The organism is Pseudomonas sp. FP2309 (genome assembly GCF_030687575.1).
Classification (GTDB): domain Bacteria; phylum Pseudomonadota; class Gammaproteobacteria; order Pseudomonadales; family Pseudomonadaceae; genus Aquipseudomonas.
The window spans coordinates 4,463,026-4,479,350 of sequence record NZ_CP117439.1; the positions used below are offsets into that span (position 1 = coordinate 4,463,026).

Annotated in this window: 14 protein-coding genes; 10 read left to right on the plus strand and 4 right to left on the minus strand. The window is 62.1% G+C overall.

Annotated elements, in window-relative coordinates; translation table 11 throughout:
* The first annotated feature begins 10 nt into the window (after window positions 1–10).
* From PSH59_RS20540 to PSH59_RS20565, 6 genes are read left to right on the plus strand one after another with little or no spacing between them, the layout of a single operon-like run.
* Complete coding sequence (locus PSH59_RS20540; protein ID WP_305393546.1) at window positions 11–703, plus strand: RDD family protein; 693 nt, start codon at window positions 11–13, stop codon at window positions 701–703.
* Window positions 700–1,680: a stage II sporulation protein M gene (locus tag PSH59_RS20545; protein ID WP_248079976.1), complete on the plus strand. Its 981-nt coding sequence runs from the start codon at window positions 700–702 to the stop codon at window positions 1,678–1,680. The genes PSH59_RS20540 and PSH59_RS20545 overlap by 4 nt, the downstream gene beginning before the upstream one ends.
* The gene (locus PSH59_RS20550) at window positions 1,667–3,187 is read left to right on the plus strand and encodes a DUF4129 domain-containing protein (RefSeq protein WP_305393547.1); all 1,521 of its coding nucleotides are present in this window, start codon (window positions 1,667–1,669) and stop codon (window positions 3,185–3,187) included. Before PSH59_RS20545 ends, PSH59_RS20550 begins: the two co-directional genes overlap by 14 nt.
* Window positions 3,184–4,341 (plus strand): DUF4350 domain-containing protein, encoded by a 1,158-nt coding sequence (locus PSH59_RS20555; RefSeq protein ID WP_305393548.1) that lies wholly within the window; start codon window positions 3,184–3,186, stop codon window positions 4,339–4,341. Before PSH59_RS20550 ends, PSH59_RS20555 begins: the two co-directional genes overlap by 4 nt.
* Entirely contained in the window at window positions 4,338–5,333 is a 996-nt protein-coding gene (locus PSH59_RS20560; protein ID WP_305393549.1) for a MoxR family ATPase, read from the plus strand. The genes PSH59_RS20555 and PSH59_RS20560 overlap by 4 nt, the downstream gene beginning before the upstream one ends.
* Window positions 5,334–5,340: 7 nt before the next feature.
* Window positions 5,341–6,675, plus strand: a complete 1,335-nt coding sequence (locus PSH59_RS20565) for a DUF58 domain-containing protein (RefSeq protein ID WP_305393550.1) — start codon at window positions 5,341–5,343, stop codon at window positions 6,673–6,675.
* A gap of 63 nt (window positions 6,676–6,738) precedes the next feature.
* Here PSH59_RS20565 and PSH59_RS20570 read toward each other — a convergent pair whose 3' ends face one another.
* Window positions 6,739–7,098, minus strand: coding sequence for a PilZ domain-containing protein (locus PSH59_RS20570; protein WP_248079965.1), 360 nt, complete (start codon window positions 7,096–7,098; stop codon window positions 6,739–6,741).
* Window positions 7,099–7,322: 224 nt separating this feature from the next.
* On the minus strand, window positions 7,323–7,697 hold the full coding sequence (locus PSH59_RS20575; protein ID WP_248079963.1) for a tetratricopeptide repeat protein: 375 nt from the start codon (window positions 7,695–7,697) through the stop codon (window positions 7,323–7,325).
* A gap of 175 nt (window positions 7,698–7,872) precedes the next feature.
* Here PSH59_RS20575 and pyk point away from each other — a divergent pair, with 175 nt between their 5' ends.
* The gene (gene pyk, locus PSH59_RS20580; RefSeq protein WP_248079961.1) at window positions 7,873–9,324 is read left to right on the plus strand and encodes a pyruvate kinase; all 1,452 of its coding nucleotides are present in this window, start codon (window positions 7,873–7,875) and stop codon (window positions 9,322–9,324) included.
* A gap of 129 nt (window positions 9,325–9,453) precedes the next feature.
* Here pyk and PSH59_RS20585 read toward each other — a convergent pair whose 3' ends face one another.
* Both PSH59_RS20585 and PSH59_RS20590 read right to left on the minus strand, forming a co-directional pair.
* Window positions 9,454–10,203, minus strand: a complete 750-nt coding sequence (locus tag PSH59_RS20585; protein ID WP_305393551.1) for an enoyl-CoA hydratase-related protein — start codon at window positions 10,201–10,203, stop codon at window positions 9,454–9,456.
* A 30-nt stretch (window positions 10,204–10,233) separates the two neighbouring features.
* Window positions 10,234–11,166, minus strand: a complete 933-nt coding sequence (locus PSH59_RS20590; protein ID WP_305393552.1) for an iron-sulfur-binding ferredoxin reductase — start codon at window positions 11,164–11,166, stop codon at window positions 10,234–10,236.
* 212 nt (window positions 11,167–11,378) lie between these two features.
* On the opposite strand from PSH59_RS20590, the gene PSH59_RS20595 reads away from it, so the two are divergent.
* The 3 genes from PSH59_RS20595 (at window position 11,379) to PSH59_RS20605 (ending at window position 16,210) form a co-directional block, all read left to right on the plus strand.
* Complete coding sequence (locus PSH59_RS20595; RefSeq protein WP_305393553.1) at window positions 11,379–12,902, plus strand: fumarate hydratase; 1,524 nt, start codon at window positions 11,379–11,381, stop codon at window positions 12,900–12,902.
* A gap of 213 nt (window positions 12,903–13,115) precedes the next feature.
* Window positions 13,116–14,882 carry an ATP-binding protein gene (locus tag PSH59_RS20600; RefSeq protein WP_248079952.1) on the plus strand — a complete coding sequence of 589 codons (1,767 nt, stop codon included), beginning with the start codon at window positions 13,116–13,118 and terminating at the stop codon, window positions 14,880–14,882.
* Window positions 14,876–16,210, plus strand: coding sequence for a sigma-54 dependent transcriptional regulator (locus tag PSH59_RS20605; protein ID WP_305393554.1), 1,335 nt, complete (start codon window positions 14,876–14,878; stop codon window positions 16,208–16,210). Before PSH59_RS20600 ends, PSH59_RS20605 begins: the two co-directional genes overlap by 7 nt.
* The last annotated feature ends 115 nt before the right edge of the window (window positions 16,211–16,325 follow it).

A 16,325-nucleotide genomic window follows, 5' to 3' on the forward strand; every position in this document is an offset into this window, starting at 1 on the left:
AAGGATCGCAATGCCCTCAGCCCCGTTGGACACTCGTTACCAGATCGAAACCCCGGAAGGTATCGACCTGCCACTGCGCCCCGCTGGCCTGGTGCCCCGCTCGCTGGCCTTTGCCTTTGACCTCGGCGCACGCGGTGTGATCATGGGCGTGCTTATGGTGCCCCTGGCGCTGCTCGGCAATATTGGTATCGGTCTGGGCTCACTGCTGCTGTTCCTGGTGAGCTGGTGGTACATGGTGCTGTTCGAAGTGCTCAATCAGGGCTGCTCACCGGGTAAACAGGTCATGGGCCTGCGGGTGGTGCAGGACGACGGCACGCCTATCAGCTGGTCCGCATCGCTCATCCGCAACCTGCTGCGGTTCGTCGACATGCTGCCTTTCGGTTACTTTCTGGGCGCTATCAGTTGCCTGCACCATCCTCATTTCAAACGCCTGGGTGACTTGGCGGCGGGCACGCTGGTGGTCTACCGTGAGCAGCCCGTCACGCGCCCCAAGCTGCCGCAAGCCGCACCGCTGCGATTACCCTTTGCCCTGGACCTGAGCGAGCAGCGGGCGATCCTTGGCTTCGCCGAGCGTCAGGGTGAGTTGTCGGGCGAACGCGTACACGAACTGGCCGCGATACTCGCCACGCCCTTGCAGGTATCCCCTGCCCGCGCTGCAGAGCAGCTCAATGGCGTGGCCCGCGGCCTGCTGGGGCCGACATGAAGCAGAGCCTGTTCGAAAACCGTTACCAACCCCAGTGGCAAGCCTTTGCCGAACAACTGGCGCAGCTGGAAAAAGGTAAGGCCAAGGCCGCCGATGTAGCCGACTTTCCTCATCAATACCGGCGCCTGTGCCAGCACTTGGCCCTGGCCCAGGAGCGCGGCTACAGCAGTTATTTGGTGGACCCCTTGCAACAACTGGCGTTACGCGGCCATCAACAACTGTATCGCCATCGCAGCCAATTGACGGCGAAGGTGCTGAGTTTCGTAATGGCTGATTTCCCGCGGCTGGTACGCGAACAGTGGCGCTTCGTATTGATCGCCAGCGTGTTGTTCTTTGGCAGCCTGCTGGGCATTGCCCTGTTGGTGTACCTGTTTCCCGATCTGATCTACAGCATTGTCAGCCCCCAGCAAGTGACTGAGATGCAAGGCATGTATGACCCTGAGGCCAGTCGGTTGGGCCGAGCGGCCGAGCGGGCATCCAGCGAAGACTGGATGATGTTTGGCTACTACGTGATGCATAACATCGGTATCGCCTTCCAGACATTCGCCGCCGGTCTGCTGTTCGGTCTGGGCAGTGTGTTTTTCCTGATATTCAACGGGCTGATCATCGGCGCGATCTCGGGTCACCTGACAGAGATTGGCTATGGGCAGACGTTCTGGTCCTTCGTCATCGGCCATGGGGCGTTTGAGTTGACGGCCATCGCCCTCGCCGGGGCAGCGGGTTTGCAACTGGGCTGGGCATTGATCGCGCCAGGGCAGTTGACCCGAGGTGAGTCCTTGCAACTGGCCGCCCGCAAAAGTGTGCAATTGCTTTGCGGGGTCATGGTGTTCCTGCTGATCGCCGCGTTTATCGAAGCCTACTGGTCGTCCACCACCCAGGTCGCCCCTTGGATCAAATACCTGGTGGGGGCGGCTCTGTGGCTGCTGGTTGCCGTTTACCTGATCTTTGCCGGACGGACTCGCCATGCGCCTGAGTAATGCCAGCGTGGTGATTCGCCCGCGTACGGCCTGGGAGGCCATGGACCTTGGGGTATTAATGGCCAGAGAGCATCGCCTGCTGCTGATGAGCAGTTGGGCGATGGTCACCCTGCCTGTATTCGCCGTTCTCACCGCGGTGTTGTGGCAATACCCCTCCATGGCCATGTTCCTGTTCTGGTGGTTCAAGCCAGCCTTCGACCGTTTGCCTCTCTATATTCTGTCCAAGGCCCTGTTCGGCGAAACGCCCACCGTCAAGCAAGCCGTACGCCAATGGCCACGGTTGCTCAAAGGGCAACTGCTGGCCAGCCTGACCTGGCGTCGACTGAGCCTCAGTCGCAGCTTTGTAATGCCCGTCAGCCAACTCGAAGGCCTGGACGGCCAGGCGCGTCAAAAACGACTGGGCGTATTGCTACAACGTAACGCCGGTGCCGCACGTTGGCTGACCACCGTAGGCGTGCATCTGGAAATAGGGCTGTGGTCCGGCTGCATGGCACTGTTCTACCTCTTCATTCCACAGCAACTCGAACTGGACTGGGATTGGCAACGCCTGGCACTGGCACCCAACTCCGAAGGTCTGTGGCTGGAGCATCTGGGCAATGCTTTCTACGCATTGATCCTGGTGTTTTGGGAACCCATTTATGTCGCCTGCGGCTTCAGCCTCTACCTCAATCGCCGCACGGTACTGGAGGCGTGGGACCTTGAACTGGTGTTCCGTCGCTTGCGCCAGCGCCTGAGCAATGCAGCCTCGCTGATAGTGCTGGTCATCGGTTTGACATTGCTGCCTTTCAATCCACCGGCGATGGCGCAGGAAGCCAAGCCGCTGAGCCCCCAAGACGCTAGCCAGTCCATCAAGTCGTTGCTGGACAGCCCCCCGTTCAAAAACCCGGAAACCGTCACCCGTTATCGCTTCGGCGAAGAAAAGCCCGCCACCAAGAGCAAAGCGCGCGCCGACGGTAAACTCCCCGCGTGGTTGCAGGCGCTACTCGACCACCTCAACGGCAATAACTTCAAGCATCTGGGCCAAGGTCTCGAAGTACTGCTATGGGGCCTGTTGGCGGGTGGGCTGGTCCTGCTGATTTGGCGTTACCGTGACTGGCTGTCCACATTTGTCAGCCGACGCCCCTCACCCGGTCCCAGAGCGACCAAACCAGTACCGACGCAATTGTTCGGTCTGGAACTGGGCACCGAGACCTTGCCCGACGATCTCGCCAGCGCCGCCGAGCAAATGTGGGCCACCCAACCAAGGGAAGCCCTCGGTCTGCTGTATCGCGGTTTGCTGAGCCGATTGCTGCACGATTTCAACCTGCCACTTAAAAGCGCCGATACCGAAGGCCAGGTGCTGGCACGTGTTCACCAATTGCAGCAACCGCACCTGCTGGCCTTCAGTGATGAATTGACACGGCACTGGCAGAACCTTGCCTACGGTCATCAACTCCCTTCAGCCCCGACCCAGCAAAAATTATGCAGCGAGTGGCGTGCCCTGTTCAGTGCCGGAGGCACGCCATGAACCGAATATTGCTGTGGCTGGGGCTCGTGCTGGCGTGCCTGATCGGAGCGGGAGGCCTTTTCATCTGGAGCAAAGCGACCCCCTACGAGGAAGCGGTGGATCGCGGTCCTGCTCCAGAAGCGCTAGCTAACCCTTACCTGGCCGCCGAGCACTTCCTGCGTGAGCAAGGCCTGACCGTGGCACATGCCGAAGGCCTTGATCGCCTGGCCACCCTGCCGGCCAAGGGCAATAGCCTGTTGTTGCTGGGCGAGCGAAGTGCCATGTCGCCACGCCAGGTCGAGCAACTGCTGGACTGGGCCAGGTCCGGAGGTCATCTGCTGCTGGTCGCCGAGGCCCTTTGGGATGAAGAAACCGGCAAGAGCGGTGACCTGTTGCTCGATCGCCTGAATATCCGACAAACCCTGAGTGACGAGCCGGAAGATCCTGCCCGGGCGCGCAAAAAGAAGGCGCCAGACCTGACCAAACTCTATGTCGACAATGAAACCGCGCCGGCCTACTTCAGCTTCGACACCGACTTCAACCTCATCGACCCCAAGCACCTGGCGCAGTTCTCAGCCAACAGCGCCAGGTCCAGTCACCTGATGCAACTCAACCTTGGGCAAGGCCGCGTTACGGTGATCACCGACAGCGACCTGTGGAAGACGCCGAGCATCGCTGAGCACGACAACGCCTGGCTGCTCTGGTACCTGACCCAGGGCACGGCGGCGACATTGGTGTTCAACAGCGACCCAGACAACCTGCTCACCCTGTTGTTGCGTTATTTCCCCCAGGCAGTGGTGGCCCTCATTACGCTGATCGCCCTGGCGCTGTGGCAGGCGGGTATGCGCCAAGGCCCGGTCCGAGCGCCGGCGCCCAAGGCTCGTCGCCAGTTGCAGGAACACTTGAAGGCCAGCGCCGATTTCCTGCTGCGCCGCAGCGGCCAGGGCACTCTGTTGCAGGCGTTGCAGCGCGATATCCAGCGCGCCGCCCGGCGCCGCCACCCTGACTTTGAGCACCTCGACAACGCAGAACAACGGCGAGTACTTGAACACCTGACGCGCCAACCCTCTCATGTCATCAGTCAAGCCCTCGACCCCCTCCCGGAAAAACGGCTGTCCAGCGCCGATTTCAGCCGGCAGGTGGCGTGCCTGCAAACCCTCAGGAATGCCCTATGAGCGAACCAACCAGCGCCACCCGTCTGACCACCGAAACCCTGCAGCACGCCACCGAGCAAGCCCAGGCTCTGCGCGCTGAACTGCGCAAGGCGGTGATTGGCCAGGACCCGGTGATCGACGATGTACTCACCGCACTGATCGCCGGTGGACATGTACTGCTCGAAGGTGTGCCGGGGCTGGGCAAGACCCTGTTGGTACGCGCCCTGGCACGTTGCTTCGACGGCGACTTTGCGCGCATCCAGTTCACCCCGGACCTGATGCCCAGCGATGTTACCGGCCATGCCGTGTACGACCTGCACACCGAACAATTCAAACTGCGCAAAGGGCCGGTGTTCACCCACCTGTTGCTGGCTGATGAAATCAACCGAGCCCCGGCCAAAACCCAGGCGGCACTGCTCGAAGCCATGCAGGAACGGCAGGTGACCCTCGAAGGCGAGGCGCTGCCCATCGGCCAGCCCTTCATGGTCCTGGCCACGCAAAACCCTATCGAGCAGGAAGGTACCTACCCCCTGCCGGAAGCCGAGCTGGACCGCTTCATGCTCAAGGTGCGCATGGACTATCCGGATGCTCAGCAGGAGCTGGAGATGGTCCGCGAAGTGACGCGCTCGTCACGGGCCGACATGCTGGATGTGCAGCCATTGCGCACCGTGCTGCAGGCCGAAGACGTGCTGCAACTGCAGCAGATCGCCAGTGACTTGCCCCTGGACGAACAAGTCCTCGACTATGCCGTACGCCTTGCTCGAGCCACCCGCAGTTGGCCGGGATTGGCTATCGGTGCAGGCCCTCGGGCGTCCATCGCCCTGGTCAGCGGTGCCCGCGCCCGGGCATTGTTGCGCGGCGGCGACTTTGTCACACCGGATGACATCAAGGGCTGTGCCCTGGCAGTCCTGCGCCATCGGGTACGTATCGCGCCGGAACTGGACATCGATGGGCTGGAGGTCGACCAGGTGCTCAAGCAGTTACTGGACCAGATCCCGGCCCCTCGCCAATGAGCCGCCCATGAAGCCAACCCGTCTGCTGTTGATCTGGCTCGGCGTACTGCTGGGGTTGAGCCTCTTGCTGGGCACCGCGCAGGCCTTGCAGTTCAAGGTGCCCGTCACCTTGCACTCAGTGGTGTGGGGATTGCTTCTGGCACTGTTGCTGCTGGCCCTGCTCGACGCCCTGCGATTGCGCCGCCGGCCATCGCCGCGCGTGCAGCGACAGATGCCCGGCAGTCTCGCGCTGGGGCGCTGGGGCGAGGTATGCCTGACCCTGGATTGTCAGGACTACCCACAGCCGCTGACAGTGCACGTATTCGATCACGTCCCCGATGGACTGAGCCTGGAAAACCTGCCCCAATTCATCGAACTGCGCCCTGGCGAACGCAGTGAACTGGGCTATCGCCTACGCCCCCTGCGGCGCGGGCACTTCACCTTCAGCCGTTGCGAAATCCACCTGCCCAGCCCCTTTGGCCTGTGGTCGGCGCGGCGCTTTATCGAAGCCAAGGATGACACCCGCGTCTACCCGGACTTCGCACGTTTGTACGGCGCGCAATTGCTGGGGGTGGATAATTGGCTGAGCCAGTTGGGAGTACGCCAGCGCCAACGGCGGGGGCTGGGGCTCGAGTTTCATCAGTTGCGCGAGTTTCGTGACGGTGACAGCCTGCGGCAAATCGATTGGAAAGCCACCGCTCGGCAACGCACACCCATTGCCCGGGAATACCAGGACGAACGTGACCAGCAGATCGTGTTCATGCTCGATTGCGGTCGACGCATGCGCAGTCAGGATGGCGAGCTGTCCCATTTTGACCACGCCCTCAACGCCTGCCTGCTACTGAGCTACGTCGCCTTGCGCCAGGGGGATGCCGTAGGGCTGAGCACCTTTGCCGGCGATCAGCCACGGTACCTGGCCCCCGTCAAAGGCAGCAGCCAATTGAACCTGCTGCTCAACGCCGTGTATGACCTGGACACCACTCGAAGAACCGCCGACTACGAGGCAGCGGCCAGTCAACTGCTTGCCCGGCAAAAGCGCCGGGCACTGGTGATCATGGTGACCAACCTGCGCGATGAAGACGATGAAGCGCTGATGAGCGCCGTGAAGCGCATCAGGCGCCAACACCGGGTACTGGTGGCCAGCCTGCGCGAAGAAGTGCTCGACCAACTGCGCCATACGCCCGTACAAACCCTGCCTGAAGCGTTGGCCTACAGTGGCACCGTCGACTACCTCAATACCCGCGATGAACTGCATGACCGATTGAACGCTCATGGGCTGACGGTACTGGATACGTTGCCATCCGACATGGGGGCTGCCCTGGTGACACGTTACCTGGGCTGGAAGAAAGCCGGCGTGCTCTGAAAAATCAGCGCCTGACCACGGCAGGGGCAGCACTGCCCGAGCCGGATCAACAACACGCTGTATTCAGGCAGAAGCCTGCAGAGGATCAAAACTGAAGTAATGCAATAAAAGGCTGATCAACTGCCCATATTCCTCAGGCGCCCGGAGCACGCTGAACCCGGAATCATAATGCTGCGGGTTGATGTCTTCGTGGCTCCACAAACAGGTTGCCGTGAGATCAATTGCATGGAAGGAGCCGTCAGCCTCGGGAATCTTCAAGCGTAGCTCGAAGTCCGCATTGACCATCATGGGCAACTGGCTGATGAGCATGAGCCCATCTTCAGAGACATTACCCAGAAACCCGATGGGCTTGTCGGTGAGGCGGTTAAACACTTGCAGGAAATACGGTAGCTGATGCCGCTCGATCCGTCGGTCGGTAAACATGATGAGATCGCCATCCAGTGGCCATGACTAGGCCGTGCCAGTGATTCGGAACGAGCGCACACGCTCGCTCTCCCTGGATCTCGGTGTGACAACGATCGACTTCTTGTCACCAGACAGCTGCCGAGTCCGGGCCCCTCATTCGTTCGGACAGAAACTTGTACAAACGAACATTCAAAGGATAGCCCAAGACTGGCAGTGGGCCAGTTATCAAATGACGAATATCATTACAATGAGGCCGGGCGCGGTTGAGCAACACTAGCGCCGGGGTAATGCCCCAACTGTTGCAGGGTGTCCAGTCGCGCGCGGGCTCGGTAGGCGTACTCACTCGACGGATACTGATTGATGATGAACTGGTAGGTCTGCACCGCATCGACGAACAGTTTCTGCCGTTCCAGGCATTGCCCACGCAACATCGACACCTCTGGCTGCACATAACGGCGGGTACGGCTTTCGCGGTCGACCTGGGACAACTCCAGGGTTACGCGCTCGCAGTCACCGACCTTGTACGCACGGTAGGCGTTGTTCAAATGGTGGTCCATCGACCAGCGGGTGCAGCCGACAACACTGACGGCCAGTACAGCAATGAGCAAAATTCGCATGAGGGTTCTCCAGTCTTGTGCAGTGTATCGACCCCTCGTCAAAAATCTTCAAGACAGTTCGTCTATTCAACCGCAGCCAAAACAAGTCAATCGTCGATAAGTAGTGCAAACGAACAATGACTACAACGAAAGAGCATAGTAGCCTTCCCCAGCGCTTGAACTCAGGAGTCTGTGCATGTCCGTCCGTCGTACCAAAATCGTCGCCACCCTTGGCCCGGCCAGTAACTCGCCGGAAGTCCTCGAACAGCTGATTCTGGCTGGTTTGGACGTTGCCCGTCTGAACTTCTCCCACGGCACCCCGGACGAGCACAAGGCTCGCGCCAAGCTGGTGCGTGACCTGGCCGCCAAACATGGTCGCTTCGTCGCACTGCTGGGTGACCTGCAAGGCCCGAAAATCCGTATCGCCAAATTCGCCAACAAGCGTATTGAGCTGAAGATCGGTGACAAATTCACCTTCTCCACCAGCCATCCGCTGACCGAAGGCACCCAGGACGTCGTGGGTATCGATTACCCGGACCTGGTCAAAGACTGCGGCGTTGGTGACGAACTGCTGTTGGACGACGGCCGCGTAGTCATGCGCGTCGACACCGCCACCCCGACTGAACTGAACTGCACCGTGATCATCGGCGGTCCGCTGTCCGATCACAAAGGCATCAACCGTCGCGGCGGTGGCCTGACTGCGCCGGCCCTCACTGAAAAAGACAAGGCCGACATCAAGCTCGCCGCCGAAATGGAAGTGGACTACCTCGCCGTGTCCTTCCCGCGCGACGCCGCCGACATGGAATACGCCCGTAAACTGCGCGACGAAGCCGGCGGCACTGCCTGGCTGGTGGCGAAGATCGAACGCGCCGAAGCCGTGGCCGATGACGAAACCCTCGACGGCCTGATCAAGGCCTCCGACGCCGTGATGGTTGCCCGTGGTGACCTGGGCGTGGAAATCGGCGACGCCGAGCTGATCGGTATCCAGAAGAAGATCATCCTGCACGCACGCCGCCACAACAAAGCGGTGATCGTTGCGACCCAGATGATGGAGTCGATGATCCAGAACCCGATGCCGACCCGCGCTGAAGTGTCCGACGTAGCCAACGCCGTGCTCGATTACACCGACGCCGTGATGCTCTCGGCTGAAAGTGCTGCCGGCCCGTACCCACTGGAAGCCGTGCAGGCCATGGCGCGTATCTGCGTCGGCGCCGAGAAGCACCCGACCAGCAAGACCTCCAGCCACCGTATCGGCAAGGTCTTCGAAAGCTGCGACCAGAGCATCGCCCTGGCCGCCATGTACACCGCCAACCACTTCCCAGGCGTGAAAGCGATCATCGCCCTGACCGAAAGTGGCTACACGCCGTTGATCATGTCGCGCATCCGTTCCTCGGTGCCGATCTACGCGTTCACTCCGCACCGCGAAGCCCAGGCCCGCGCGGCCATGTTCCGTGGCGTGTACACCATTCCGTTCGACCCAGCGTCGCTGGCACCGAATGAAGTCAGCCAGAAGGCGATCGACGAGCTGGTCAAACGCGGCGTCGTAGAGAAAGGCGACTGGGTCATCCTGACCAAGGGCGACAGTTACCACACCACCGGTGGCACCAACGGCATGAAGATCCTGCACGTGGGCGACCCGCAGTTCTGAGTGACACACTGAAAAAACAAAGCCCCGCCTGTGAATGGCGGGGCTTTTTGCTTTTTGGGCAGGTGTCTTTATTTGATGCGGTCACCTCGCCGCGAGCAATCGCGCGAAAACGCCGGAGGGGCAATCGCCTCAATGCCTGGCCATAAACCCCGACAACGCCGCAATCGCCTCCGGTGACCTCAACCGCTGGGTAAACAACGCCCCCTCCTCTTCGATCACCTGCCGCAACTGTTCGCGATCGACGCTCTTCATCAATTGCTTGGTCACCTGCACCGCGCCCGGCGCCAGGGTGTCAAAGCGCAAAGCGATTTCCCGCGCCTTGGCCAACGCCGCATCCCCGCTGGCCAAGGCCTCAGTGGCGATCCCCCAGGCAGCCGCCTGCTCACCGCTGAAGCCCTCGCCCAGCAGCAACAATTGAGCGGCTTTGGCGTGGCCGAGTAACCGCGGCAGGATCAGGCTCGAACCGAACTCCGGGCACAGCCCCAGGTTGACGAACGGCATACGCAAGCGGGCATCGCGGCTGACATAGACCAGGTCGCAGTGCAGCAGCAGGGTGGTACCAATCCCCACTGCCGCCCCCGCAACGGCGGCAATCACCGGTTTGCGGCAGTTGAGCAGGCTGTTCATAAAGTGAAACGGCGGGCTGTCCAGATCGCTGGGCGGCTGTTCGAGGAAATCGCCAATGTCGTTACCGGCGGTAAAGCACTCAGTGCTGCCCTGGATCACGACGGCGCTGATCGCCGGGTCCGCATCCGCCCGCTCCAAGGCCTCGGCCAGTTGCGTATACATGGCGCGGGTCAGGGCGTTCTTTTTGTCCGGTCGATTGAGCTGCAGGATCAGCAGCCCACGCTCGCGTTGCTGCAGGATGGCGTCAGTCATGGCGGGTCTCGCGACGGTAACGTTCAGCACTCAACCACGGGGCAGGAACACATCGGCCAGCAGTTGATTGCGCGGCAGGCCGGCCAGGAACAGGCGCTTGGAAAACGCCTCGACGCTGACCGGGTGCCCGCAGAGTAAGGCCAGTGTTTGCCGGGAAACAAGCCGCAGTTGTGCCAATGCCTGGGTCTGCTGCGCCGCCGTCCACAGCTCCAGCGTAAGGTTCGGATGGACGGCAGCCAGCGCCGCCAGGGGCTCAGCCAGGTAATGGCCATCGGCATCATGGGCCAGGTGAATCACGCGGATGGCGCCCTGGTGATCCTGGCGCAACGCCTCACGCAGCACACCCCACAAAGGCCCAATGCCGGTGCCGGAGGCCAGCAGCCAGAGCGGCCGTGCCTGCCAGTCGGGGTCGTATTGCAGAGCGCCGCCGCGCAGCTCGCCCAGACGCAGGCGGTCGCCGACTTGCATTCGGCGCGCCCTGTCGCTGAATTCACCGGGCAGGCGGCAATCGATATGGAACTCCAGAAACGCATCCTCCTGGGGCAGGCTCGCCAGGGAATACGGCCGTGCCACGTGCCCCGCCCACAGCACCAGGTGCTGCCCGGCCCGGTAACGCAGGCCACGCTCCGGTTGCAGGCGCAGGCGCAGCACTGTCGCGTTCAGCCAATCGGCCCCCACCACCTCGGCCGGCAGACCGTCGCGTAGCGGGTCGAACGTGTCGACCTGCACATCCCCCACCACCCGGCATTGGCACGCCAGCCGCCAACCGTCCTGGCGTTGCGCGGGGCTCAGGGCGTCGGGTTGCGCGTCCTCGACCGCCCCCCGACAGCGCACCAGGCACGCATGGCAACTGCCGGCGCGGCAACTGTAGGGCACGGCCACGCCCGCCTGGTTCAGGGCATCCAACAGGTTGCTGCCGGTGGCTACCGACCAGTGGCTTTCGCCGACGTGCAGTTCAGGCATATAACGTCTCAATCCAAAGGAGCGCACAGGGAATCATGCCTGCGACAGTTTGACCATAGTCGGGTGTATCGGCCACCGTGCCGGGTTATACTGCCGCGCCTTTTTAGCGTCGCGCCTGCACCAATGGCGTGCCTTGGAAAGGTGGCCTCAGCCGACCGATGCAACACTGAAGCCACCTTTATTGAATGTTCCCTTATAGAGGAGCGCGACTCATGACCGTGATCAAGCAAGACGACCTGATTCAGAGCGTTGCCGACGCCCTGCAATTCATCTCCTACTACCACCCCGTTGATTTCATCCAGGCGATGCACGAGGCCTACCTGCGCGAAGAATCGCCGGCAGCCCGTGATTCCATGGCCCAGATCCTGATCAACTCGCGCATGTGCGCCACCGGCCACCGCCCGATCTGCCAGGACACCGGTATCGTTACCGTGTTCGTGCGCGTGGGCATGGACGTGCGTTGGGACGGCGCCACCATGGGCCTGGACGACATGATCAACGAAGGCGTGCGTCGCGCCTACAACCTGCCGGAAAACGTACTGCGGGCTTCGATCCTCGCCGACCCGGCCGGTGCACGTAAAAACACCAAGGACAACACCCCGGCGGTGATCCACTACTCCATCGTCCCGGGTAACACCGTAGAAGTGGACGTGGCCGCCAAGGGCGGTGGTTCCGAGAACAAATCGAAAATGGCCATGCTCAACCCGTCCGACTCGATCGTCGACTGGGTGCTCAAGACCGTTCCGACCATGGGCGCCGGCTGGTGTCCACCGGGCATGCTCGGCATCGGCATCGGCGGCACCGCCGAGAAAGCCGCGGTGATGGCCAAGGAAGTGTTGATGGAATCCATCGACATCCACGATTTGATCAAACGCGGCCCGTCCAACCGTATCGAAGAGATGCGCCTGGAGCTGTTTGAGAAGGTCAACCAGCTGGGCATCGGTGCCCAGGGCCTGGGTGGTCTGACCACCGTGCTCGACGTGAAGATCATGGACTACCCGACCCACGCCGCGTCCCTGCCGGTGTGCATGATCCCCAACTGCGCCGCCACCCGTCATGCACACTTCGTGCTCGACGGTTCGGGCCCCGCTGCCCTGGAAGCGCCACCGCTGGACGCCTACCCGGAAATCGTCTGGGAAGCCGGCCCGTCGGCCCGTCGCGTCAACCTCGACACCCTGACGCCGGAAGACGTGCAGAGCTGGAAGCCGGGAGAAACCGTCCTGCTCAACGGCAAAATGCTCACCGGTCGCGACGCCGCGCACAAGCGCATGGTCGAAATGCTGAACAAAGGCGAAGCGCTGCCGGTAGACCTCAAGGGTCGCTTCATCTACTACGTCGGCCCGGTTGATCCGGTGCGCGAAGAAGTGGTTGGCCCGGCAGGCCCGACCACCGCCACGCGGATGGACAAGTTCACCCGTCAGATCCTCGAGCAAACCGGCCTGCTGGGCATGATCGGTAAATCCGAGCGCGGCCCGACCGCCATCGAAGCGATCAAGGACAACAAGGCCGTGTACCTGATGGCCGTGGGCGGCGCCGCTTATCTGGTGGCGCAAGCCATCAAAAAGTCGCGTGTTGTCGCGTTCGCCGAGCTGGGTATGGAGGCGATCTACGAGTTCGACGTCAAAGACATGCCGGTCACCGTTGCGGTGGACAGCAAGGGCGAATCCGTACACATCACTGGCCCTGCCATCTGGCAGAAAAAAATCAGTGAAAGCCTCGCGGTAGAAGTGCAGTAAGCACGATGTAGTGAGCGGGCTCGCCCCGCGCTGGACGGCGAAGCCGTCCTGAACCCAGACACCGCGGTTCTGCCGAAGAACCGCGGTGGCCTATCAGGGCGCTTCCCCGCCCGGTGCGGGACAAGCCTGCTCACCACAACACCTGCGCTGTCCACTCGATTCAAGCAGCGCGTGTTATGGTGCTCCCCCCTTATTGCAGCTGTTCATATCCGTATGATCGCGATCCCTCGTCCCCTGCGCCTGACCGTCTATTCCCTGTTGATTATCGCCGGTGCGGTACTGGCCGCTGCATGGGCCACGCGCCATGCCGAACGCCAGGCCCTGGTGGACGATGCCGCTCGCGCCAATCAACAACTGGCGCTGTACGCCAATTCCCTGCATACCCTGATCGAACGCTACCGCGCCCTGCCCGCCGTGCTGGCCCTGGACTCGGAAATGATCAATGCGCTCAAAGGTCCCCTGGATGCCGCCACCCAGGACATGCTCAACCGCAAGCTCGAACGCATCAACGGTGCCGCGCAGTCCTCAACCCTTGAATTGATGGACCGTAACGGCCTGGCCGTGGCCGCCAGCAATTGGGCGTTGCCGAGCAGTTATGTGGGGCATAACTACGCGTTTCGTCCCTACTTCAGCCAGACCAAAAGCCAGGGCACCGGGCGCTTTTACGCGGTGGGGGTGACCACGGGGATTCCGGGGTACTTCCTCTCCAGCGCCGTGCTCGACGAACACCAGCAGTTCCTCGGCGCCATGGTGGTGAAACTGGAGTTTCCCGAGCTGGAGCGCGAGTGGGCCCAGGGCAATGACCTGCTGCTGGTCAGCGACGCACGCGGTATCGTGTTTATCGCCAACCAGCCGGGCTGGCGTTATCGCAGCCTGCGACCGCTGTCGGACAGCGATCTGGCCGAACTCAAGGCCACCCGCCAATACGACAAAAAACAACTGCTGGCGCTGCAAACCCAGACGCTGCAACGCTTCGACGAAAACAGCCACTTGATGCGCGTCGATGGCCCCGATGCCAGCGCCAATTACATCTGGGAATCCCTGCCCCTGAAGGCCGAAGGCTGGACCCTGCACCTGCTGCGCAAACCGCAGTTTCCGTTTGAAGACCAACGCAACGCTGCCCTTGCCGCCGCCGGGTCATGGTTGGCCCTGGTGTTCCTGGCGCTGTTCTTGAGCCAACGCTTGCGTCTGGCCCGCCTGCGCCAGCGCAGCCGCGAAGAGCTGGAGCGACTGGTAGAAGAACGCACCCAGGCCCTACGCACGGCCCAGGATGGCTTGGTGCAATCGGCCAAGCTGGCAGCGCTGGGGCAGATGTCAGCCGCCCTCGCCCATGAAATCAATCAGCCATTGACCGCCCAGCGCATGCAATTGGCGACACTGCGCCTGCTGCTGGATCACGGCCGCGTGGACGACGCCTACAAGGCCATCACGCCGCTGGACGACATGCTCACGCGCATGGCGGCACTCACCGGCCACCTCAAGACCTTCGCACGCAAAAGCCCCAGCGGCCTGCGCGAACGCCTGGACCTGGCCACTGTGGTCGACCAATCCCTGCACTTGCTTGACGCGCGGTTGCGTGATGAAGCTATCGGCGTCGTGCTCGACCTGACCCGCCCCGCCTGGGTACGCGGGGACGCGATTCGCCTGGAACAGGTGCTGATCAACCTGTTGCGCAACGCCCTCGACGCCATGCTCGATAAACCGCGCAAACGCCTGGAAATCCGCCTGCACGCCGACCAGCAACTGTGGCAAATGACCGTCAGCGACAGCGGCGGCGGTATTGCCGAGGAACACCTGAACAACGTGTTCGACCCGTTTTTCACCACCAAACCGGTGGGTGACGGCCTCGGTTTGGGGCTGGCCGTGTCCTACGCTATCGTGCACGAACTGGGCGGGCGACTGATCGCCGGCAACCTCGGCGACGGCGCAGTATTTACCCTGACCCTGCCGATCGCGCTGGAGACGCCGGACCTATGCTGAATGCGGTGATTGTGGTCGATGACGAAGCCAGTATTCGCGCGGCCGTGGAACAGTGGCTGAGCCTGTCGGGGTTTGAGGTTCAGCTCTTCAGCCGTGCCGAAGCCTGCCTGGCGCAATTGCCCAGGGACTTTGGCGGGGTGATTTTGAGCGACGTGCGCATGCCCGGCCTCAGCGGCCTGGAGCTGCTGGCCGAGGTGCACCGTCGCGACCCGGACTTGCCGGTGATCCTGCTCACCGGCCATGGCGATGTGCCGATGGCCGTCGAAGCCATGCGCGACGGTGCCTACGATTTCCTCGAAAAACCCTTCAGCCCCGATGCCCTGCTCAACAGCCTGCGCCGGGCGTTGGATAAACGCGGACTGATCCTGGAAAACCGCCGTCTGCACCAGCAGGCCGATCACCGCGCTCAGCTCGAATCCAGCCTGCTCGGCGTGTCCAGAAGTTTGCAGAACCTGCGGCGCCAGGTGCTCGACCTGGCGAGCTTGCCGGTCAATGTATTGATCCGCGGTGAGACCGGCAGCGGCAAGGAGCTGGTCGCCCGTTGCCTGCATGACTTCGGCCCGCGGGCCAAGAAGCCGTTCGTGGCGCTTAACTGTGCGGCGATCCCTGAGCAATTGTTCGAAGCCGAGCTGTTCGGCCACGAAAGCGGCGCCTTCACCGGCGCCCAGGGCAAGCGCATCGGCAAACTGGAATATGCCCACGGCGGCACGTTGTTCCTGGACGAAATCGAAAGCATGCCCCTGGCCCAGCAAGTGAAGCTGTTGCGCGTGTTGCAGGAGCAGAAGCTGGAGCGGCTGGGTTCCAACCAGAGCATCCACGTGGATCTACGCATCATCGCCGCCACCAAGCCGGACCTGTTGGAAGAGGCCCGTGCCGGGCGCTTTCGTGAAGATTTGGCGTATCGCCTCAACGTGGCGCAGTTGCGCCTGCCACCGTTGCGCGAGCGTCGTGAAGATATTCCGCTGCTGTATGAACACTTTGCGCAGCAGGCCGCTGAGCGCCTGGGCCGCAGCGCCGAACCTTTGAGCGGCCCGGCGCTGGGGCGCCTGCTCAGCCACGACTGGCCCGGTAATGTGCGTGAACTGGCCAACGCCGCCGAGCGCCAGGTGCTGGGCCTTGGCGAGTCGGAACCGGAAGGCATCGAGGCCGGACAATCCCTTGCCGCGCAGCAGGAAGCCTTCGAGGCTCATTGCCTGAAAGCGGCCCTGACCCGTCATCAAGGCGATATCAAAGCGGTGCTGGCGGAGCTGCAACTGCCCCGCCGAACCTTCAACGAAAAAATGCAGCGACATGGCCTGGCCCGGGACATGTTTCTCAAGGATGAATGAGCGGATTTCCGCTCACCCGCCCCAAAACATCAGCGACATTCCGCTCAAAAAAATCCGCCAACCCCTCTAGACCGGCCCTTCATCCACATGGCACAGCTCCTGCTATAGCCCCAGC